This is a genomic window from Candidatus Lokiarchaeum ossiferum (assembly GCA_025839675.1).
Lineage (GTDB): Archaea > Asgardarchaeota > Lokiarchaeia > Sigyniarchaeales > Promethearchaeaceae > Lokiarchaeum > Lokiarchaeum ossiferum.
Map to the genome: position 1 here is coordinate 1,664,984 of CP104013.1, position 21,470 is coordinate 1,686,453.

Annotated in this window: 18 protein-coding genes; 11 read left to right on the top strand and 7 right to left on the bottom strand. The window is 32.0% G+C overall.

The annotated features are described in order from the left end of the window. Window positions 1-7 precede the first annotated feature (7 nt). On the top strand, window positions 8-1,876 hold the full coding sequence (locus tag NEF87_RS06775; RefSeq protein WP_457919177.1) for a hypothetical protein: 1,869 nt from the start codon (window positions 8-10) through the stop codon (window positions 1,874-1,876). Between the two features lie 7 nt (window positions 1,877-1,883). Here NEF87_RS06775 and NEF87_RS06780 read toward each other — a convergent pair whose 3' ends face one another. Beyond that, window positions 1,884-2,498, bottom strand: coding sequence for an SMC-Scp complex subunit ScpB (locus NEF87_RS06780; protein WP_371805666.1), 615 nt, complete (start codon window positions 2,496-2,498; stop codon window positions 1,884-1,886). Window positions 2,499-2,580: 82 nt separating this feature from the next. Then, entirely contained in the window at window positions 2,581-3,231 is a 651-nt protein-coding gene (locus tag NEF87_RS06785) for a Mov34/MPN/PAD-1 family protein (RefSeq protein WP_371805667.1), read from the bottom strand. Window positions 3,232-3,300: 69 nt separating this feature from the next. Between NEF87_RS06785 and NEF87_RS06790 the strand changes: the two genes are divergently transcribed. Next, on the top strand, window positions 3,301-3,903 hold the full coding sequence (locus NEF87_RS06790; RefSeq protein ID WP_457919178.1) for a response regulator: 603 nt from the start codon (window positions 3,301-3,303) through the stop codon (window positions 3,901-3,903). Here the strand turns inward: NEF87_RS06790 and smc are convergent. Then, window positions 3,900-7,505 carry a chromosome segregation protein SMC gene (gene smc / locus NEF87_RS06795; RefSeq protein ID WP_457919179.1) on the bottom strand — a complete coding sequence of 1,202 codons (3,606 nt, stop codon included), beginning with the start codon at window positions 7,503-7,505 and terminating at the stop codon, window positions 3,900-3,902. The genes NEF87_RS06790 and smc overlap by 4 nt on opposite strands. Before the next feature lie 338 nt (window positions 7,506-7,843). On the opposite strand from smc, the gene NEF87_RS06800 reads away from it, so the two are divergent. Genes NEF87_RS06800 through NEF87_RS06810 form a run of 3 tightly spaced genes read left to right on the top strand, consistent with a single transcriptional unit; the run spans window position 7,844 to window position 10,268 of the window. Next, on the top strand, window positions 7,844-8,671 hold the full coding sequence (locus NEF87_RS06800) for a hypothetical protein (RefSeq protein WP_371805670.1): 828 nt from the start codon (window positions 7,844-7,846) through the stop codon (window positions 8,669-8,671). A 45-nt stretch (window positions 8,672-8,716) separates the two neighbouring features. Then, a complete protein-coding gene (locus tag NEF87_RS06805; protein ID WP_457919180.1) occupies window positions 8,717-9,430 on the top strand; it encodes an alanyl-tRNA editing protein in 714 nt (237 codons plus the stop codon). Window positions 9,431-9,473: 43 nt separating this feature from the next. Then, complete coding sequence (locus tag NEF87_RS06810; RefSeq protein WP_457919181.1) at window positions 9,474-10,268, top strand: HAD-IIB family hydrolase; 795 nt, start codon at window positions 9,474-9,476, stop codon at window positions 10,266-10,268. On the opposite strand, the gene NEF87_RS06815 is transcribed toward NEF87_RS06810, so the two are convergent. Continuing rightward, window positions 10,265-10,885 carry a hypothetical protein gene (locus NEF87_RS06815; RefSeq protein WP_457919182.1) on the bottom strand — a complete coding sequence of 207 codons (621 nt, stop codon included), beginning with the start codon at window positions 10,883-10,885 and terminating at the stop codon, window positions 10,265-10,267. The two genes, NEF87_RS06810 and NEF87_RS06815, sit on opposite strands and share 4 nt — an antisense overlap. Before the next feature lie 134 nt (window positions 10,886-11,019). Between NEF87_RS06815 and NEF87_RS06820 the strand changes: the two genes are divergently transcribed. Continuing rightward, window positions 11,020-12,447 (top strand): MFS transporter, encoded by a 1,428-nt coding sequence (locus NEF87_RS06820; protein ID WP_457919183.1) that lies wholly within the window; start codon window positions 11,020-11,022, stop codon window positions 12,445-12,447. Between the two features lie 6 nt (window positions 12,448-12,453). Here NEF87_RS06820 and NEF87_RS06825 read toward each other — a convergent pair whose 3' ends face one another. Genes NEF87_RS06825 through NEF87_RS06835 form a run of 3 tightly spaced genes read right to left on the bottom strand, consistent with a single transcriptional unit; the run spans window position 12,454 to window position 16,058 of the window. After that, window positions 12,454-12,900 (bottom strand): flavodoxin family protein, encoded by a 447-nt coding sequence (locus tag NEF87_RS06825; RefSeq protein ID WP_457919184.1) that lies wholly within the window; start codon window positions 12,898-12,900, stop codon window positions 12,454-12,456. 37 nt (window positions 12,901-12,937) lie between these two features. After that, window positions 12,938-13,501, bottom strand: a complete 564-nt coding sequence (locus tag NEF87_RS06830; protein ID WP_457919185.1) for a hypothetical protein — start codon at window positions 13,499-13,501, stop codon at window positions 12,938-12,940. A gap of 28 nt (window positions 13,502-13,529) precedes the next feature. Further along, window positions 13,530-16,058, bottom strand: a complete 2,529-nt coding sequence (locus NEF87_RS06835) for a hypothetical protein (RefSeq protein ID WP_457919186.1) — start codon at window positions 16,056-16,058, stop codon at window positions 13,530-13,532. Between the two features lie 103 nt (window positions 16,059-16,161). Here NEF87_RS06835 and NEF87_RS06840 point away from each other — a divergent pair, with 103 nt between their 5' ends. From NEF87_RS06840 to dnaJ, 5 genes are all read left to right on the top strand, one after another. Beyond that, complete coding sequence (locus NEF87_RS06840) at window positions 16,162-16,896, top strand: YkgJ family cysteine cluster protein (RefSeq protein ID WP_457919187.1); 735 nt, start codon at window positions 16,162-16,164, stop codon at window positions 16,894-16,896. Window positions 16,897-16,941: 45 nt separating this feature from the next. Beyond that, complete coding sequence (locus NEF87_RS06845) at window positions 16,942-17,232, top strand: hypothetical protein (RefSeq protein ID WP_371805679.1); 291 nt, start codon at window positions 16,942-16,944, stop codon at window positions 17,230-17,232. 71 nt (window positions 17,233-17,303) lie between these two features. Beyond that, a complete protein-coding gene (locus NEF87_RS06850) occupies window positions 17,304-18,065 on the top strand; it encodes a hypothetical protein (protein WP_371805680.1) in 762 nt (253 codons plus the stop codon). A 166-nt stretch (window positions 18,066-18,231) separates the two neighbouring features. Continuing rightward, window positions 18,232-20,208, top strand: a complete 1,977-nt coding sequence (dnaK, locus tag NEF87_RS06855; protein ID WP_371805681.1) for a molecular chaperone DnaK — start codon at window positions 18,232-18,234, stop codon at window positions 20,206-20,208. 138 nt (window positions 20,209-20,346) lie between these two features. Beyond that, entirely contained in the window at window positions 20,347-21,438 is a 1,092-nt protein-coding gene (gene dnaJ, locus NEF87_RS06860; protein ID WP_371805682.1) for a molecular chaperone DnaJ, read from the top strand. Window positions 21,439-21,470 lie beyond the last annotated feature (32 nt).

The following is a 21,470-nucleotide window of genomic DNA, read 5'->3' on the forward strand; positions in this document are numbered from 1 at the left end:
AATTATATTGAGTCCCCAATATCCCGAAAAATCCCAAAAAAACCTCATAAAAAAAAAAAAAAGAAAGCCGAAAAGATCCATCAAAATCAAACCAATTAAGGGACGAATTTTAGAACTAAAGGACAATTATAAAAAAAATGGAAAGAAACGAATATCAAAAGTATATCATTCTTTTTCAGATCAAGAAGAAAAGATACTGGAAATCGGAAAACGAGCTTATTATAAGGCTCTTGCTTACTATTATTATCCTAGCCTTCCCGATCCGGAATTCATTTTTGATTATTCAAAAAAGATTGGATTTTTCATCAACTTAGATACCTACGGCATTACATTAAATCTTGCAAATACACCAAATATCTATTTAGAAAATGAATTGGAAGATTATTTTTTCTCTCTATCTCTACATGAAATATCCCATTACATTTTTTGTCCTTATGATACTCTCACTAATTTCAGATTATTAGCAGCAGCGATTAGGGGGGGGGTAAATAAATACTATTCCCCGATGGTTGTTAATATTTTTGCAGATTTAATCATTGATCAAAAAAATCATGCTGACTTTCCAGATTTAATGAATTGGGAATTATTAAAAACTACAGAATCCCTTTTTGATAAATCAGCTAACGAAACTTGTAGTAATCTGACCAAAGTTTTAATCGAATGTTATGAAATATTATGGGGAATACAAATTATTCCAAATTCCCAGAGAGATGAAATTAGATCTAATGCTTCAAAAAATATTTGTCAAATAATATTAAAAAATTTTTCAAACGAAAATTTATGGGAAAAAAAGGTAAAAGCGATAGGGAAACAATTAGTGGAAATATTAAAGAAAGAAGTACAATTAAATAACAATTTTCAACAAGAAAATATAAAACAAAAACAATCCCCCTTTATTTTACCAGATGATGTTCTTAATATATTTGGAGATCTTACAGAATTAAAAAACCCTGATTTGATTAAACAAAAATCTCCAGATTTAAACGCTCCAGTTGAAGACAAGGAAGAAAAAAATATCCAAAATTTGATGGAAGAATTAGCGCCAGAATTAAGTTTCAATACAATGCGAGATCTTCTATCTTTACATGGTTATACGGATTCAACTCAGAATCTTGCATTGTGGTATAGAGGACAAGCAAAAGGGTTGATTCAGATAGAATATTTTCAAAGAAAAAAAGGAGGTTCAATCCCCCTATATCCAGAAACTTGGAGAATAGGAGATGCAATTGAATCCTTTGATCCTATTCAATCGCTTTTAGTTAGTCCTGTGATCATTCCAAATATGACAACTCGAAAATGGAAATATGATTATGGGATAGGGCAAGAAAAATTATCAAAAATCCAAGATATTATGATTGTTTTGGATTCTTCTGGTTCCATGGATTGGAATTTTAATAAGAAAAGCATTTCTGGTCGTTACCATATTTCTCTACTAGCAGCATTTTCTGCAATGCAATATTCCCTTCAACGAGGAAGCTATATCTCAGCAATAAATTTTTCAGAACAAATTATCGCTCAACCATGGACTAATGATTTAACCAAGATTGAACGAGTGTTGTTATCTTATCAAGGTTTTGGAACAAGATTACCAACTAAAAAAATTGAAGAATTTGCTCAAAAAGCTGAAAATCCATCTTTAATTTTAGTTATTTCAGATTTAGAAATTGAAAACTGGGCACCATCGAAGAAACTTATCAAAAAATTGCTAGCAATGGGACATAAAATAATTTCTTTCTTCATTGACGGCGATCAATCCATATTATTGACAAAAAATTTTCAAGAGTTAATGGAAAGAGGTGCTAAATTTTATTGCATTGACAATATTGATGATCTTATAGGATTGGTCCTTTCTGAAGTAAAAGTTTTGCATCAATAATAATTTTTCACTGCGAATCTATGAAGTCTTGGATTTTTTTTTTTATTAAATTCTTTTCATTTGGAATCCCAAGATAATCTGCAAAGATTTTAGTTGTTGAAATTACTTTAGTTTTAATTTTTACTTCTTCTCCCGCTTCATTTAATGCATTATAGGAATTTATTGATATATTTACAAATCCTTCCTTTTTCAATGAATTTACGGATTTTTTAGCCGCTTTTCCAATAAAATCAACAACATCTTGCAATTCAATTGGCTGATTATACGCGATAAAGGCTAAAGTTTTAATTTCGTTAGGTTTAAATTTTTGTTGTTCGGTAAATTTGATTACTCCAACTTCATGCATAATGGTTGTTTTTACTTGCATACCAAAAGAATTGGAACTAAATTGATATATTTCTATGGCAGAATCATATGAATTGTAATCTGAAATCAATTCATTTATGATTTTAATAATTATTTTCTTCGGAATAGTTTTTAAACCAATGGAGAGTTCTTCTATTGAAATTTCCTTGCCAGCTTTAAATAAGGCTGCTTCAATAAGTAGCTTCCACTCAAAATATTGATTTTTACCAAACTGATTACTAATATTGCTCATTGAAATACCTTTAATTGAAGTCATTTGATCCATTTTAAATATAATTTGATGAAAAAAATATATCAATATTATCCATATACTACGTAGATATTTCTTTGATTAACTTCTACCAAATTTTAAATTTAAGTTCATTACCTAATGAATCATATACACCCATGCAATTCGAATTATACGGTGCACCCACGATTATATTTACAGGGTTTAATCGAAATGATTTTAAATCTTGTACACTTGGCTTGAATACCCCACTCGGGTGATTATGAAAAGAAGCGATAATTGATCTATCCCTTCCAATGCGGTGAGGAAAAAACACTGCAGATTTTTCAGAAGATACCGTTTGTGGGGAAAGAATATATTCTTGTAAGAATCCATTTTTCAACCTTAAGACACAAAAAATTTCCCGCGGATGATTTTCTCTAGCAATTACCATTAATTCTTCAAATAGACTATTAGAGATGTGGACTAACTTTCCTGTGATTGATTCCAAAGTTTGCATTATAGAACGAATTATATCACTCATTTGGGGAGGTGCCAATTTGTTCCAATTTCTTAACTCAGGAATGAATTGCTCAATATCAGGAATATTTTTTGTTATTTTTTTTGGTAACTCGATTTTTGGCTTGTTTGGATATCGCCGAAAATTTATTTTTAAAATAATTTCGGGATATATGGAAATTTCAAATTGGTTTTGTTTTGACTCAACTGCGGTGCTTGAGAAATCAAATATCATCTGTTTTTGGGTCTCTAATGAAATCATTTGAATCAAATGTTTATAAGAACTTTGAGTATAAAAACATTTATTACAGTATTGTGTGCAAATCATATTATGACTGAAGAAAATGCCGAAAATATTTGGCTTGATGTTCAAAAAATACAGCAATTTCTGGCAAAAATTACACCTCCAAATTTACCAATATTAATTATAGATGATGATCCATCAATTGGAAAATTGATAACAGGGCTACTGAAAAGATTAGAGTTTGAAAATAGCACATTCGTTGATAATGGAATAGATGCAGTTGAAATATGCCAAAAACAAGAATTTAGTGTTATTTTCCTAGATCTACAACTTCCACATTTGAACGGATTAGAAATACTTAAAGAAATTAAAACGAATCCATCAAGTAAATGTAAAGATGCAAGAGTGATTATTTTGACGGGTTTACCATCCCTTGAATCTGCAATAGAAGCGATGCAAGTAGGAGCATTTAATTATATCGGAAAGCCTATGAGTATCGAAAAATTTGATGAGGCTTTCGAACAAGCCCTAAATGATTTTTACAATCAAAGACGCGAGGATCTAATTTCAAAATACATGCAGCATCACCAAAGTGAAGATATTTATCAATTAAAACAAGAAATTGCCGAGAAAAATGAAAAAATCAAACGATTGGAAGCTCAAATAAAAATACTTCAAAAAAGCCTCTAAACTGATTCTTCGAGAGGTGTTTCACCTTTTATTAATTCTTGCAATACTTTTTTGATAGACAAGTTTATTACTGAAGTGACTCCCTCAATGTTGGAAACACCAAGAAGATGATCCACTCTTGCCATTGTGACATCTCTATGAGTAATTATTATAAATTGAGATTTTTCAGATAATTCTTTTATCATATCGGCAACTAAGGCAGCATTAACATCATCCAAGGCTGCATCAATTTCATCCAATATATAATATGGACTCGGTACATGCATTTGAATCCCTAAAATTAGGGCAATTATTGTTAGAGTTCTTTCTCCACCAGAAAGTGCCATGACATTACACTTTTCTTTTTCACCGGGACGAGCAACAATTTGGACTCCACCTGCAAATGGATCTTCAAGATTTTCCAATTCTAATCGCGCTTCACCATTTGGTGACAAGCGTGAAAAAATATATCCGAAATTAGCATTAATAGCATTAAATGTATTCATAAAAACTTTTAATTTTTCACTTTCCAAAGCCTCAATAAATTGTAAAATTGCTTCTCTTTCTTGAATAACTTGCTCATTTTTTTGCTCCAACTCGGTAAATCTCGCTTGAATTTCGGAATATTTCTCAATTGCTCTTAGATTGACTGCCCCAAGAGAATTTTTTTGATCCAGCAATTTTTCGATCTCAAGTTGATGTTTTGACTCTGACAAAGAAAGAAATTCTTGAGGAATTAATATTTCAGGAAGAATATGACACTTCCACTCTTGAATTTTCATGTCCAATTCAGATGATTTTATTTCAAAAGTATTTAATTTAACTTTCAAGGGATAGCGGTCATTATTAAGTTGTCCAATTGAAGTTTTCTTTTCAGACACTTCAAATTGTAAATTTTTCTTGTTATTAAGTAAGTTAGCAACAACTGCACTTTTTTGTACTATTTTTTCATCAAGAGCACTGGCTTCAATTTCTGTTTTCTTGAGATCACTTTCAAATGTGGAAATAGAAAGATTTGTTTCAGAGATTGATATTGATCTCACATTTAACTGCTGTTGTGCCTCTTTTCGACCGTTACTTATTGTTTCTGTTAAAGTCGACATCTTTTTTGTATACTCAATCTCTATTTGACTGGCAATTTTTGTTAATTTCTTCAATTCTTTTTCCGCGTTTCTCAGCTGTTGTTTTAGTACAGATTCTTCAGAGGAATCAAGTTTTTCTTGAATTGAATGTTCTTTCTCATTTAATGAAAATAATTTTTGTTCAACTTCCGAAAGAGAAGCATTTAAAGTCTCCAATTTGCACTCCAATTCCTTAATAGAAATTAAAATGTCTTCAATTTCTACTTCTAAAGTTTTTATGCTCGCTTGAAGGGTTTGAATATTAGATTTACAAATCGCAATTTTTTCATTGATTTCCTTTGTTTTATTTGCACCAGAAATTTTCAGTTGATATAACCGGCTAATTTCACCAGCATTGGATTTAAATTTTAATTCTAAAGCATCGATTTCATTTTTGAATTTATTATAATTATATTCTAAGTCCACCACTTTAGTTTCTTCATCATTTGTCCCTTTAAATCCAATACCTTTTGGTTTATTTTTTTGACCACCGCTCATTAAATTTGAACCATCAATTACATCACCATCCAAAGTAACTCGCTTGGCAGAAACTTTTAAATGCCTTGCAGTAGGAAGATCTTCCACAATAATTGTTCTTCCAAAGACATATTCAAAAGCATGAAAGTACTTTTGATCAAAAGTAATTAAATCAACTGCCCTTCCATAGATTTTTGGATCTCGAGATATTGATAGATTAAAAGAAGAATACCTAATCTCATCCAAAGGAATAAAGGAAGCACGACCGATTTTATTTTGTTTCAAGTAGTTAATACATTGTTCCCCAATTTCTTGGTTATCCACTACTACAAAGTTGAATCGACTTCCTGCAGCCATTTCCATAGCAATTGCAAATTTGGGATCAATAGATCCAAGTTCAGCAATGGTCCCATGAATTCCCGTTATTTTTCCAGAATTCTGTAATTTTTTTATAGCTTTTAACGCACGATTACCTGAATTCATCTGCTTGACAACTTTTATTCGAGATTTAATTTCGAAAATCGATTTTTGTGTTTCGGTGGCAAGAGGTTTTATTTTTTTTAATTTTTCTTGAATATGAATATTTTCTTGATTCAATTGGCTGATTTTCTTTTCCATTCCACTTTTAGATACATCATCGAAGTCAGTTAATCCAAGTTTGACTTTTTCCTCGTGTTCCAATTCCTTTAAATGAACCTTCATTTTGCCAAGATGCTCATGGTTTTCAAAAATTTTTTTTTCATTTTTGATTTTATCATTTTTCATAGTAGAAATCTGATTTTCAAGCACTTTGATTGACGTACTAATTTCAGCTTTGTCTTCTTTTACATTATTAATTTGAATCCGTATGTTTTTTGATTCTTCTTTGATTTGTGTATATTCAACATCAATTTTTTGTAAATTATCTTCAAAATCTGATATTTCTGCATTTTTTGAATCAATTTTTTCTTGGATCGTTTGTTTATTTTTTTCAATATCAATTATTTCTATTTTTAGGGATTCTTCTTGCTTTTGTAGGTCTACTAACCGGAGTTGTAGATCTTTTTGTTCCTTTTCATACGTTAACAAATTTTTATTTGCATATTTTAATGATGTTCTAAACTCAGTAATTTTATTTTTTAGTTCTTTCATTCGATAGGTCATTTGTAATAATTCTTCATCTTGCAATGCTTGAATTTTTGGATTTAGATCTTCGATTTGCATTTCTAGCTGGGAAATTTGTTCGTTTAGATCTTGTTCAAGGCAATTAATGTCCCCAATTTGAGCTTCAATATCTTGCTTCTGCAAAGCCATATCAGAGATATTTTTAACTGCAGAATTAATTTTAACTTGATAAAGAGCATTATTCCTAATTTTTTCTTGCTCTACAACGGCGAGATATTTTTCGGCATCTTCTTTTTCTTTTTTTAATTGTTCTAATTGGATGTAGACCTCATTCAACAATAAAGAGATTTGTCCTAAATTGGTTTGAACTTTAACTAATTCATCTTCAGCAGATAATTTTCGCTCGTTATAAGAAGAGATTCCAGCAATATCTTCAACTAATTCCCGCCTTTGAGTAGAATTCATATTAATCAGTCGGAAAAGTTCACCTTGCATAATCATATTCGACGAATTAGGGATGATTCCAGCAAGATCAAGAAGACTTACTATTTCTTTTCTGGTAGAACGCTTATCATTTAATCTATAGATTCCATTCCCTTTTCGATCAATTTTTCTTAAAATTCGAATTTCTGATTCACCTAAACCAAAGGCGCCGTCTTTATTATCAAAAACGATTTCTACAGAAGCAGTTTGAGCAGGTCCAAGTCCATTACCCCCATTAGAAATTAAATCTTTAATGTTGGTGGCGCGAAGAGTTTTTGCAGAAAGTGCACCTAAAACAAAAACAAAAGCATCGATAATATTCGATTTACCTGAACCATTAGCTCCAACAATAGCGCTAAAACCTTTATCAAAATTTATGACAGTTTTCTTCCGAAAACTTTTGAAACCGATACAAATCATTTTGTTTATGTGAACCATGCCGTATTTCATCCAAATTTAATTAAACTCTCTAAAATGCAAGAATTGAGTGTGTTGATATCGTGATAAGATCGTGATATGTTTAGTTCTTGGATTTAAAAAAACGAAAAAACATAAAAAAACCACATAACATCCAGACATATATCCAAGTAATATTGATGAAAAGAAAAAAAATTTTTATAGATTTTCTTTTTTATTGACACGTTTTTGTAATTAGAAGTTAATTTTTTAATCTAGAAGAGATAAAGATAAAATTATAGAAATATCGCATTATTATTATCTTAATACAGTAAATCAAACAATTTATATTCATATTTCAAGAAATTTGAGGAATACAAATGAGTGCTAAAAGACTAGTAAATATACAATGCCCTACATGCCAAACAATTAAAGATATTGACGTTCCCGAAGATCTATTCATGGGAAAAAAAATGGGTTTAATTAAAATCCATATTGAAAAAGGTATTTGTTGTGATCATCAATTTATTGCTTTTTTCAGTAAATCTGGGAAAAATTGCGGGTACGAAAAACTTGATGTAGCTTTTGAATTAACAGAAAAAGACGAAATTCAAGAGTTATCCTTACGAGATCTCCTAAAGAAGTATGGGGATTATACGATGACTTTAATGTTTCATTCGATTATCATCAATGTTCCAATCATCATTTTACATACAAAATACGAACTGGAAAATAAAGCTCCCGCTATGAATATGTTTGTAAATGAATTTTTGCCTGAAAAATATTATAGCCCTTTACTTTTTACTTCAGAATATGATTTAGATTTTCATAAAAATCCTAGAACAGATGCTTTAGTCATTTCTGCTCAAAATGATGTAGAAAATACTCCATGGCCAACTATCCCATTTGATTATGAGAAAGAGATTATCGCCAAGGCACTTGACATTCTCGATGATAAAATGCAACCTCTTATCGTTCAAGAAGAATTGAACATTCTTTTTAATAAAGCAGAATATTTCAATAATCTTTTAGATAAATGGGCAGCTATTTATGAAGAAGATGTAAGAGCAGAACTCGATAAAGAGTTTCCAGACGAAATCGATGATTACATGTATCGTTTGTTGTTACAGATTCTTGAACGAAGGTTTAAAGCTGATATGTCAAAAATTAAAAACCCTACCCAACCGAAAGGTCGAAGATTGCGTTAGGAGCATTTTTCTTTTTTTTTTATTTATTAGTTTACAGGTTATTTTATGACAAAAATTCTTTACACCGATAATATGCAACGGACAGAATTCTTTGCACAAATTATTTCTCTTGAAGACGGTATTTATTTAGAACTTGATCAGACTGCTTTTTATCCCAAATCCGGAGGAGTTGATTGTGATCTTGGAAAAATAGAACTTCTTGTTGATAACCATATTTTCCAAGTTATTCAAGTTAAAAAAAAAGGATCAAAAATTATTCACCAAGTTGATGCCCCAGGATTAAAAGAAGGAGATAAAATAAAAGGAACGATAAATTGGCCTCGAAGATTGGAATTAATGCGATATCACACAGCAGCACATGTTTTAAGTGGAGTTTTTTTTAAAGAAGGAAATGTGAAAGTGACGGGAAATGATTTAATATTAGGACAGGGACGTATTGACTTCAATTTTCCTGATTTTGATAGAAACAAAATCGAAAAATTCGTCGCACGAGCAAATGAATTGATTCAAAAAGATTTACGGGTTGAAACATTCTATATGAAACGGGAAGAGTTGGATAGTGATCCGAGTTTAACCAAATTAGTTATGGGGTTACCTAGTTCGATAAAAAACGTGCGAATTGTTGACATTAAAGGGTTTGATAAGCAACCAGACGGTGGATGTCATGTTTCCCATTTAAATCTAATCGGGAAAATTGAAATTTCGAAAATTAAAAACAAAGGTAAAAACAATCGTCGATTGTATTTCGTTCTAAAATAGATGGTTTTATCTAATTTTTTTTCTTAAATAATATATGCAACCTTTGAGTGAACTAAAATCTACTGATTTGGCAAAAATTGAAGTGATCTTCTCCGATATTGATGACACAATAAGCACAGAAGGTAAAATTCTTCCCCAAGCATATTCCGCTTTATGGGATCTTTATCATGCAGGGATCAAAATTGTTCCCATTACAGGGCGATGTGCAGGATGGGTAGATCATATCACCCGCATGTGGCCAGTTACAGGAGTAGTGGGCGAAAATGGTGCATTTTACACATATATGGATTATTCAAATATTCCAGTTAAGTTAAGAAAGAGAAATTATCTTAGTCCAAATCAAATTCACAATAATTCTGAAAAGTTTGAAGAGATAAAAGCAGAAATATTTCAACAATTTCCCACGTGTAAGGTTGCCTCTGACCAGCCGTACAGAGAATTTGATCTTGCAATTGATTTTTGTGAAGATGTCCCCCCTCTTTCTATGGATGAAGTAAAAAAAATTGTTCGAATATATAATAAACATGGAGCAACCACGAAAATTAGCAGCATTCATGTAAACGGATGGTTTGGAGATTTTGATAAATTAAAAATGACCAAAATCTTTGCTCGCGAAGTATTAAACTTCTGTTTAGACGATTATCCAGGAAGAGCAATATTCATTGGAGATTCCCCAAACGATGAACCAATGTTCGATTACTTCCCATTTTCTATAGGAGTTCAAAATGTTAACAAATTTACAAATCTAATTAAAAAAAAGCCGAAATTCATTACAAAAAAGCCATCAGGTTTAGGATTTGCCGAAATGGTTAAATTTATTTTGAAAAATCGATCCTAATCTTTTAATAATTTTCTTTTTTCAACAATTTCAAAGAATTGAAGGGCAAATCGTGAGTTTAAAGAAATTCCTTTGAGTTGAAACCATTTTTCCCATCCTTTTCGTGATAAATTATCAAGTTTACTATCTTCAAAATCCTCTCTTCTTCTATAAAACTTTAAAAAACCATCTTCAACTTCTTCAATAGCCGATTGAATTCCAAATAATTTATCAACACGGGTAGTCAATTGATAATTTCTTCGCATAGGATCTTTCCAATTTGATGTATATTTTAAAACAATGTAATTTTTATCAAATGCAAAAGAATTTTCTTGTTTTGGTTTTTGAATTAAAGTTGCTTCTTTGAAATAATCTTCAAGATCTAAATATCCACTATTCACATTTTCAAGAATACAAGTGTATATGGACATATCTCGTTCATAAGCAGTCAGGTATAAATTTTTAGAAGAAAATTGAATAGTTAACGAATGACCATCAATGGTTTCGTTTAGATTTACAGAAATACCATAAGTATTCTCGAGATCCTTTCTAAATTCCTCCAAAATATCAAATTTAGAACGTGTGGTATCAGTAGTTGTAACAATTTGAATTTTTAAAAAGGGAAGATCTTTCTCCATCGGATAAAGTATGATTACTATATGAAAAAAAGGTATTGTTTCTAATTTGAATTTACTATGAGAATTCTTCAAATATTTTTAAGATCGAAGAATAAATATATCACTGTCATTTAATAATTATAAGATTATTAGGATTGATTGAAATTTCTGCATCAAAAATACCAGAAAGAGAGAAAAAGGACCATTTTTCTACAAATAGTGACAATTGTGAAATAAATATTGACAATAATTCAAAAAAATACTTGATTACACCAGATTTTGAACCAATGATCAAAATAATTTATTGGAATAGTTTAGGTTTTTTCTTTTTTGGATTCATCATTCCATGGGTAACTGCTCAATTAATGGACGCTAGTGGTACAGAACTGGGATTTGTTGTTGCAAGCCAAACTGTGGGGGGTTTAATAAGTTCTCCAATAGTTGGATATTTAACGGATAAAATTTCAAAAAAAAAATTAGTTTTAATTGGATCAACAGGTCGAGGATTTGCTTATGTCATAATGTATTTTGGAATATGTTTTACATCAATCTATGTGTTTGCAATTGGTATATTTATCCAAGGACTTACTGTAGGTTATTTTTGGACACCATTAAATGCCCTAATTGCTCAAAAATCCCATAAAACCTATCGAGCCTCAGCATTTGGAAAACAAGGAGGAATGATTGGAAAGGGGAATTTAGTAGGATCTATTATTACCTTTAGTTATTTTGGACTCATGAATTTTTTGGTACCTAATCAAATTTGGTTGATTTACATCCCGCTCTTATTCTATATGTGTTTTAATGTGTTTGCAGGTTTGAAATTTTATCATGAAGTTGATGAAAAGCTTACTTTTGACAATTATATTAAATCACTCAAAGATTCGAGCTTAGCACATTTGATTGATAGCACAGAAGAAATAATGGTTAGAGGTGATAAAAATCAAGCAGAAATACAACCATCTGTTGCGAGGAAAGGGTTAATAATTGGTTTAACTTTTCTAATGTTTGCCTTTTTTGTTGCGGCGATTAATCAATCGCTAACTAGACCCTTCTTACAGGTATTTTTGACCGAAACCATGCAAATTCAAAATGGCTTTATTGTTATGCTAATATATTTTCCTAGTGAAGTTTTAAGTCAACTTTTAGCACCCAAATTGGGAGAACAAGCAGATAAATTAAACGCATCAATCGGAGTTGTTATTATCAGCGGATTTGGAGCATTGATTACGTGGTTTTTAATAAGTACAAATTCACCTATCATTTTTGGTTTAATCTTAATTTTCGATACTACTTTTGCGTGGGGAGGAAATTTAATCTTTCAAAATCTTCTAAGTCGAGTTTCTAAAAACAATAGAGGTAAAGTTTTTGGTTTGCAAAATTGGATAACCCTTTTAGGTGCAGTAGCAGGTCCAATTCTAGGAGGTTTGCTCTGGGATAACTTCACACATAAAACACCATTTTTAATGTCAATATTCATAGAACTTCTACTTATCCCTTTATTCTTGTTAGCGATTTACAAACTAAATCCATTCATCGAAGAGAAAATTGACAAAAAAAAAACGAGAGATCTAATAAAATAATTCAATTTATAGGACTTTAAGAAGTGCTAAACAATTTTTTTGAATTTGTGCTTCAATTTTGGAAGTAACTTTGTTCTCTTTAATTGCTATTATAGGTTCAATAAAATTAAATTTCAAGGAACGGCACAACTCAGCAAGTTTTTTTCCCGCTTTTCCTCCTCCACCATGGGAAACAAAACCAAATGCAGGACGACCTTCCAACTTAGACCTCATTTCGTATAATTCATCAAAGAACAATTTAATATATCCGGACATATATCCAAAAAATTCTGGTGTTCCTATAATAAAAGCAGAAGCATCCATAATTGAGTGAAAATTCATTTGAATTGCATCATAAAGTTCAATAGATACATTTTCAGGAATAAATTCACGAAATATATCCATAATGCGTTTTGCTAACATCTTCGTGTTTCCACTTTTAGAATAATACAAAATGACAATTTTTTTTCCCATATTTTTTGTTTCCTTACTCCACTAATTAAATATTTGGTTAAGAAAATTGATTGATTAAATAATTACGCAACTTTTGAACTCCTATTTCCAATGGACCTTCATTTTTAACGATGAAATCTGCTGTAAGAAAATCCTGATTTTTTCGAGCCCGTTCAACCCGATCTCTAAAAACAGGATCATTTTCGGACTCTCTCCCCCGATTTTTTATTCGTTCAAGAGTTATAGCAAAAGGAACTTTTACAAAAATAACTTTTAAATACGGAAATCTTTTACGTGCGTGGTCTATAATTGACCTACTTACATTGATCACTACGATATGACCTCTATTTAACCAATCTAAGATCTCACAAGACACTCCATAATCAAGACCATAGATGTGCCACGATAAGCAAAATTTATTATCTCTTTGTAATTGATCAAATGTTTCTTTTGTTACTGAATGAAATGGTTCTGTTTCATGAGGAGGTCGAGTAATATATCTGTGGGGAATCCGGATTTGTGGCAAATTTGAAGGCCAAGTTTTAACCACTTCGTTAATTAAAGAATCTTTGCCACTTCCGCTATTTCCCACTAGAAGGAAGAGTTTTTTATTCAAAGTCATACCATCACTAGTTTAAGGTTTTAAGAAATTATTTTGCCTTTTTCTTCTTTAATGAAGATGATTTTAATCCATGAGCATTTATTGACGCTTGAATTATTTTTCGCATCATATATTGCATTTTTCGGGATTGATATTGCTGTTCTCGAATTTTCACCATTAAAGGATAATTAATTCTAAAATATTCCATTAGGTTTGCAAACCATCGGGAACGATAAGAACGTCGGGCTTCTTCTTCTTCATCTTCATAAATAAGGGGCGGGAGAAGTTCTAATTCAGTTCTTTCATGGAGGATATTGCGATAAAACCATGTTTGCATTAATACGACGATCTCTCGTGTGCTTTCAGGACGATATTTCATCAAAGCAGAGGATAATGCAAAATCTGAAATTGGTAAAAATTCTACCCAACGATCTTCTGTTTCTTCAGTATCATCCATCCCATAACGGGAAAGATTAAAATTCCAATTTTCCACAGCCAATTCTTTAAGTAAAGGATACAACCTTCCTGGTGTTATTCGAGTATATTTTTCAATTGATGGTGCAATTTCAGAAATTTTAAAGCGAAAATCATCAGGATAATCAGCCACTTGTTTAATTCGTCTTATATATTCTTGTTTAATAATCTCGTAGACTAAATCGAGAGTATCCTCATCAACCGCTCGATCTATTATTAACTGTTCTTCTTCATGAGATTTTTTAATAGCTTCTTCATCTTTAATTTTTCTCCCATATTGGATTGAAAGTGCTTGAATAAAAGTATCATTTTGTTTGGATGAAGATACAGGACCTTTTGTTAACTTCAAACGTTTTCTTTGATCCTTTTGTATATTGGTCGAAAATTGATCTTGTAGATATTTTTTAGCTCGTTCATCCGCTTCTTTGCTTTTTTGATATTTCTGAGTAATAGGGATAAAATCAAAATAGAGAACTTGACTACCAGGAAGATTTTCTTCTTCATAAATCTGTACATCAATAAATTGTTTATCCAATCGATGAATTAGGGACATCACAATTCCCTTTCCCAAACCAGTTAATTGCATCAGTGATTGCACTATTTCATCACTAATAGCTAGACGTTCTCCACGACGAATGAACTCTCGTTTTAAAAAGGATAAAATTACGTCCATGCTTTTATCCTCTTTGCGGATTGCAGCTTCATTCATATGCATGAACATGGAAAATTGTTGTGGTTTAATCCAATAGATTAAAATCGACAGGCCCAAAAAACCCAAAATAAGGTAAGGTAAGACCACATAATCATATTGAATATATTTTGCCAAGGAAGTGATTTGACCTGCATGATTGGTGATCAATCCCAAGCGAGCGGTTGTTTGAGATAAAATCATCCCCATCAGAAATAGAACCAAACCATCTGATGTAAAGAATAAAACACCTTTTTTAAACTGTTTGCGGATATCCAACACGATCCAGGAAAGAAACAGAATAGCCAATAAAAACTCAATAATAAAGAAAAAGGAAGAAGATGAATCATCCCCCAGCAAAATACTAAGAGCTTCGATAAATTCTGGATCCAGATATAAATATAAAGTAATATTATAGATAGAATATAAAAGCATGACAAAGCTAATTAACCCAAATGTAAAGAAATCAAAAACACCAGCCCTTTTTGTTGAACCTTTTTTTCGACTTAAAATTATTTGTATAATTAGAAAAACGGATACCAAAAATAATCCCAAGTATAGAAGAGGAAAAATTTTATCCATTTCCTTATTATAAATTGAAAAAGCTTGAACAGGGTAATATTTTCCAAGAACATCTAATGTAAAAGTGACTGTTCCATAACGGATGAACCAAGCTACAAAAAAGAGTGCGCCAATGATGACGAAGGGGATAATAAAGGCCAAAAAATATAGAAAAGGAGAATAATTTTCTGAAAATCGCTTTTCTACCTTCGTAGCACCAGATCTCGCAGCAGTATATATCCGAACGGACTGAAAAATTAACCAAATCATAGCCAAGATTAAAAGAAATGAATACAATTCGAATGAACTATCATTTAAAAATTGTGCCAAAAAATAATTTCCAAAAGTCAGAAGAAGGACCGAAAGAAGATGTTTTAAAAGATATAATTTCCCAAAAAACCAAGTAAGAAACTTCTCATTGCAACAAGCGAGGCTTAACATCACAAAAGTGAACGTAACAGCAGTCGCTAAAGTGTAGAGATGTGCACCCCCAAAAGATAAAATAGTAAGCAAAGTATCAAGGAAGGACCCAGATTCTATATCTGAGTTCATTCGAGCAAAAAATACGAATGAATAAAGCAAGAAAAAGAAAATTAGACCCAACATACGCTTTCCTAAATAAGAGTGTTTTTCTCCTTGAGTTTGTTTTTTTGTCCTTCCAAGAAATAATTCACGAAAATAAATGAGTTTTTGCTGAACCTTGGTTAAAAAAGCGTTTTTTTTTTGGGAAGAGGGATCTTGGGCAATAATTCGACTATATTTGTTTCCCAATGCGTTTTTTGAACCATCTACTGAAGGTTCAGATCTCTTTTCTTCGTTTTTTTTATTATTTGAAGATGGCTCATCTACATTCATTGTATATCCATATATTTGTTACTTCAACTAAAAAAAATTCCCATTGGTAAAATTCTATTATATCCCAAGTTTTTATAATAATAACCATTTTTTTGGAGATATTATGAATATGGATTGTGATCGATGTGGAAGGTGCTGCTATGAATTCTCACATCAAATCCATTTTCTTTCCGATGAAAAGTTTATATTAAAGCCTATTGAGTTTCAAGATAGTTTTGTTGAAGAAAAAGTTCAGTTATATCATAAATACATGGATAAGTTCAAAAAAAAAACTCAAAATAAAATGAGGTTCTTTATCCCCACAAAAAAGCAAATATTTCCATATCTTAATTCCCAATCTCAGAAATATTTAATAGATGAAATGGTGCACCCTAATGAATGTATGTTTTTAAGTTGGCAAGAAAGATTAGCTTCTTGTGAAATTCATCAATACAATCCTCAAATGTGTAAAGATTATCCCACTGCTAAAGGAGGAGTGTGCAAAGGACATCCTGAAAAAAAATATACAAAACATTTTTATTATTATCAAAAACAGAAAATTGGGTTTGCAATACAAGCTTTGGAACAAATCTATTCTGAAAGAATTAATAGGCCTATAGCTTTTGAAATATTAACGATTTTGATGGATTTTGGAGATTTTAATCTAGATCAACTAATGGTTTTTTTTGAAAAAGACTTTTTCTACTCAAAATCAGAAATAGTGAAAGCTATGGATGATTTAAAAGATCTTGGTTTAATATTTCAAGAACAAAATCGCATTCAAGGGATATCGTTAAAAGAAGTAGAAGCTCAAATAGATGAGGTTATGAAGAGGAGAGGATGGCAATATCCTCATTAAAACATAAAAATTAAAAGCATTTATCGATGAGGTTACTTAGAGAATATGATAGAAAATTCCCAATATGAGAATGTTCCAAAAGAAAAAGTTTCAGAATTTGTATTACGTGCCATTGGAATGTTGATGGAAGGACAAGTTTCGGAAACGATTATCTTATCCAGTCATAAAATTAATTCTATCCTCCAAGAAAAATTGGGAAAAAGTTTGAAAGTGGATCGAATCGGAAGAGCTTTAGCTCGAATTGCACGCAAGAATGAATTGAAGAAAATGAGCACCAGAGTTCCAAAATATATTCTTAAAAAATCCCAATTTAATAAACTGTCGGTTCCAGAATAAATTGTTCCTTACTTTTTCTTAAAACATATTGTAAATCATTAAATAACCAGAGAATTTTAATGTGAGAAATTATGAGTAAATCTTCAACATCGGGTTTAACATCAACTGAGAGACAATTCAATCATTTAATTCAAGATGGAATATCAAGTTATAAACGTGCCATTGAAGCAAAAACAGTCAAAAACACAGTCAAACTTGCTCAATCATGTATAGATAAATTAGAAAAGGCAGTCCAACTAACTAAAATTATTGGCAATGAAGAACGTAACCCTTATATCTACGAATATATCACATTATCTAGCGCTTTAATTGGGAATACTTATATCACCAATAAGGATCTTCTTAATGCGATTGAGCAATTTCAATCTGCCTTAGAAAACAATAAAAAAACACTAGGTAATGAAGAAACAAATATAAGAGAGTTATATTTTTTATCAAAATTGATGAATATTGCAGAACTTCAAGAAAATTGGAGAATTGCCGACAAATATGCAATTCGAATGTATCCAATTGCAAAAAAATTAGAAGATTCGGAAAAAGCGATGGATTATTTTACAGAAATTAAGGATGTGTTCATTAAAAGTAAAAATTTGGATATGATCAACAATTCATACACTCAACTACTTAAAATTTGTAAGAAATCTAAGGGATTTGAAAAACTTAAACTTTCGATCGCTGAAATCTATAGTGATTATGCAAATTATTTGGAAGTAGTCTTAAATAAAAAGAAGAAAGCAAAATCATATTTTAGACAGGCAAAAGATTTGTTTAGCGAAATTTCATTAAGTGAAAAAGCTCAAGAAATGAGTACACGAATCGAAAAGTTGCAATAAACTACTTTTTTATTTATACATATTGCTTTTTAAATGATAGTTTTTCACCTTCTATATATTTGCCAACCAAAAGTTGTCAATTCCGAAAATTTTAAATGTCTAGATTTCTTCATTAATATTAGATAAAAATTGATGACTCAAAGTTGTCAAAAATTAAGTGATAAACATGTCTGAAACAAAAAACACAAAAAAAGAAAAAATCATCGGTATCGATTTAGGTACCTCTAACAGTGCCGCAGCTGTTATGATCGGTGGTAAGTCAGAAATTATTCCTGCAGCAGAAGGCGTTTCCATTGGTGGAAAAGCTTTTCCAAGTTATGTTGCATTCATGAAAGACGGAACACGTTTAGTTGGAGAACCTGCTCGAAGACAAGCAGTGTCCAATCCTGAACGTACTATTCGAAAAATTAAAAGAAAAATGGGTACCAGTCATAAAATTAGTATTGATGGAAAAAATTACACCCCAGAAGATATCAGTTCTATGATTTTATCCAAAATCAAAGCAGATGCAGAAGACTATCTTGGTGAAAAAATCGAGAAAGCAGTCATTACAGTTCCTGCATATTTCAACGACTCTCAACGAACCGCAACTAAAGATGCTGGACGAATTGCGGGTTTAGATGTCGTACGTATCATTAACGAACCTACTGCAGCATGTTTAGCCTATGGAATTGATAAAGCAGACGGGAAAGGTGAAAAAATTGCCATTCTTGATTTAGGTGGTGGAACTTTTGATGTTACGCTCATGGACTTCGAATCTGGAGTGTTTGAAGTGTTATCCACATCTGGAGATACCGCTTTAGGTGGTACTGATATGGATGAGGAAATCAAAAAATGGATTCTCTCCGAATTCAAACGCCAAACAGATGTCGATTTAAGCGCTGATCCACAAGCAATGATGCGAATTATTGAAGGAGCAGAAAAAGCAAAAATAGATCTTTCTTCGACCTTTTCAACCCGAATAAACTTACCGTTTATTGCTATGGGAAAAGATGGACAACCTTTAAGTCTTGATTTGGAATTAACTCGAGCTAAATTAGAAGAATTGATTAGTCATATTTTAGATCGATTGAAACCCCCAATGGAAAAAGCACTACGTGATTCAAAATTATCCAAAAGTGCAATCAACCGAATTATTATGGTTGGGGGTCCTTCCAGAATGCCTTCGGTACAAAAAGCATATTCCGACTTCTTTGGACGAAAAGTCGAAAAAGGTGTTGATCCAATGGAATGTGTTGCCCAAGGTGCTGCAATTCAAGGAGGAGTACTCTCTGGAGAAGTTGAGGATTTATTGCTCTTAGATGTTACCCCATTGTCCTTAAGTATCGAAACCCTCGGAGGTGTTGCAACACCTTTAATCGAACGAAATACAACAATTCCAGTGGAACGAGCCAAAGTATTCTCTACTGCAGCCAATAACCAACCATCTGTAGAAATTCATGTATTACAAGGAGAGAGACCGATGGCACAAGACAATATTACTCTTGGAAAATTCCATTTAGACGGAATCCCTCCAGCCCCACGTGGAACACCTCAAATTGAAGTGAAATTTTCCATCGATGCTAATGGAATTGTAAATGTCACCGCCAAGGATTTAGGAACTCAAAGAGAACAATCTATCACCATCACAGGCCAATCGAAACTTTCTGAAGAAGAAATTCAGAAAAAGATTCGAGATGCAGAATTACATGCTGATGAAGATAAAGTTGTCCGTGAAAAAATAGAAGCCAAAAACACTGCCGATGGAATGGCTTTCCAAGCAGAAAAAATGATGGCCGATAATGCGGATAAAATGGATGAAGACTTAAAGAATGATCTTATCAAAGCCATTCAAGATGTTAAAGATGCAGTAGCAGCCGATGAATTGAATCGAATCAATGAAACCAAAGATGCTTTGGAAAAACTATTGCACAAGTTGGCAGAAAAAATATACGCACAAGGTGGAGCCCCAGGTGGTCCCGGTGGAATGGGAGGAATGACCCCAGAACAAGCCGCAGCTTTTGCACAACAAGCAGCTCAACAAGGCGGAGCCCCCGGAGGACCTGGATTTGGAAACATGGGTGGAGCCACTTACGATAACCCTAACGATAACGACAAGAAAAAGAAGAAAAAAGTCGTTGACGTTGACTGGGAAGATGATTAAGTCCCAAAAAAAAGATTGGGCCGAAATTCCATCCCCCCTTTTTTTTAAAAATTCTATTTATAGAAAATTTCAATTACATAGAAAGATTCATATCAATTATTCATTCTCAGAAATAGCCAAACGGTAGACGATTCACAAATGTCCAGCAATAAAAATAAACGCGATTATTATGAAGTTCTTGGTATTGATAAAAGTGCTTCAGATGCAGATATCAAACGAGCCTTTCGTAAATTAGCAATGAAATGGCATCCTGACAAAAATAAAGCCCCTGAAGCTCAAGAAAAATTTAAAGAAATTAATGAAGCCTATATGGTCCTTTCCGATGGAGATAAGCGAGCAAAATATGATCGATTTGGATTTAATGGATTGGATTTTGGCGAGGGAGGTTTCTCCGGGGGAGGATTTTCTTCTTTTTCGGACATTATGGATATGTTTTTTGGCGGTATGGGAGGCATGGGCGGATTCGGAGGCCGACAATCTGGAGGAAGACGTCGACGCCAAGTACACGGTGAAGATATTGAGACGACCGTTTCCATTGATTTTATGGAAGCTGTTTTTGGTGTTAAAAAGGAAATTGAATACTCCCGTTATGAGCCTTGTGGAACTTGCGATGGAAAAGGTGGAAAAAATGTACAAAAGTGTACCACTTGTAATGGAAGTGGGCAAGAGACGCGTACAACTCGTTCATTATTAGGTTTAATGCAGCAAGTAGTCACATGCTCTCGTTGTAATGGATCAGGAGAAATTGTGAAAACTCCGTGTAAAGTATGCAAAGGAAGAAAAGTTGTTTCAAAGAAAAATAAAACTTCCATCGACATTCCTGCAGGAGTAGATAATGACATGCATTTGAAAGTTCAAGGTCATGGACAAATTCCCACTAAAGATGCGATTCCAGGAGATCTTTATATTCGTATCAGAGTTAAAAAAGATGGTCGATTTAATCGGGAAGGAAGCGATCTCTTCAGTGATGTTAACATTTCGTTTATTGAAGCCATCAAAGGATGTGAAACTACCATTGAAACGGTAGATGGTCCTAAAAAAATTAAAATACCCGCAGGAACCCAACCTGAAACTACGATGCGCTTACGCAACAAAGGTATTCCAGATTTAAACACGCGTGGAAAAACCCGAGGTAATCATTTCATTAATATTAAGATTACAATTCCAAAATATAGTGATCTTTCCAAAGATCAAAAACATCTCATTGACAATTATGAAAAATCAATTTAACCCAATAAGTAAAAAAATTTTTTTCTTTCCTT

Coding starts and splice junctions, on each gene's coding strand:
- NEF87_RS06780 (WP_371805666.1), bottom strand. CDS start 2,498: ATGACTTCAATTAAAGGTATTTCAATGAGCAATATTAGTAATCAGTTT.
- NEF87_RS06785 (WP_371805667.1), bottom strand. CDS start 3,231: ATGATTTCATTAGAGACCCAAAAACAGATGATATTTGATTTCTCAAGC.
- NEF87_RS06790 (WP_457919178.1), top strand. CDS start 3,301: ATGACTGAAGAAAATGCCGAAAATATTTGGCTTGATGTTCAAAAAATA.
- smc (WP_457919179.1), bottom strand. CDS start 7,505: ATGGTTCACATAAACAAAATGATTTGTATCGGTTTCAAAAGTTTTCGG.
- NEF87_RS06800 (WP_371805670.1), top strand. CDS start 7,844: ATGAGTGCTAAAAGACTAGTAAATATACAATGCCCTACATGCCAAACA.
- NEF87_RS06805 (WP_457919180.1), top strand. CDS start 8,717: ATGACAAAAATTCTTTACACCGATAATATGCAACGGACAGAATTCTTT.
- NEF87_RS06815 (WP_457919182.1), bottom strand. CDS start 10,885: ATGGAGAAAGATCTTCCCTTTTTAAAAATTCAAATTGTTACAACTACT.
- NEF87_RS06825 (WP_457919184.1), bottom strand. CDS start 12,900: ATGGGAAAAAAAATTGTCATTTTGTATTATTCTAAAAGTGGAAACACG.
- NEF87_RS06830 (WP_457919185.1), bottom strand. CDS start 13,501: ATGACTTTGAATAAAAAACTCTTCCTTCTAGTGGGAAATAGCGGAAGT.
- NEF87_RS06835 (WP_457919186.1), bottom strand. CDS start 16,058: ATGAATGTAGATGAGCCATCTTCAAATAATAAAAAAAACGAAGAAAAG.
- NEF87_RS06840 (WP_457919187.1), top strand. CDS start 16,162: ATGAATATGGATTGTGATCGATGTGGAAGGTGCTGCTATGAATTCTCA.
- NEF87_RS06845 (WP_371805679.1), top strand. CDS start 16,942: ATGATAGAAAATTCCCAATATGAGAATGTTCCAAAAGAAAAAGTTTCA.
- NEF87_RS06850 (WP_371805680.1), top strand. CDS start 17,304: ATGAGTAAATCTTCAACATCGGGTTTAACATCAACTGAGAGACAATTC.
- dnaK (WP_371805681.1), top strand. CDS start 18,232: ATGTCTGAAACAAAAAACACAAAAAAAGAAAAAATCATCGGTATCGAT.
- dnaJ (WP_371805682.1), top strand. CDS start 20,347: ATGTCCAGCAATAAAAATAAACGCGATTATTATGAAGTTCTTGGTATT.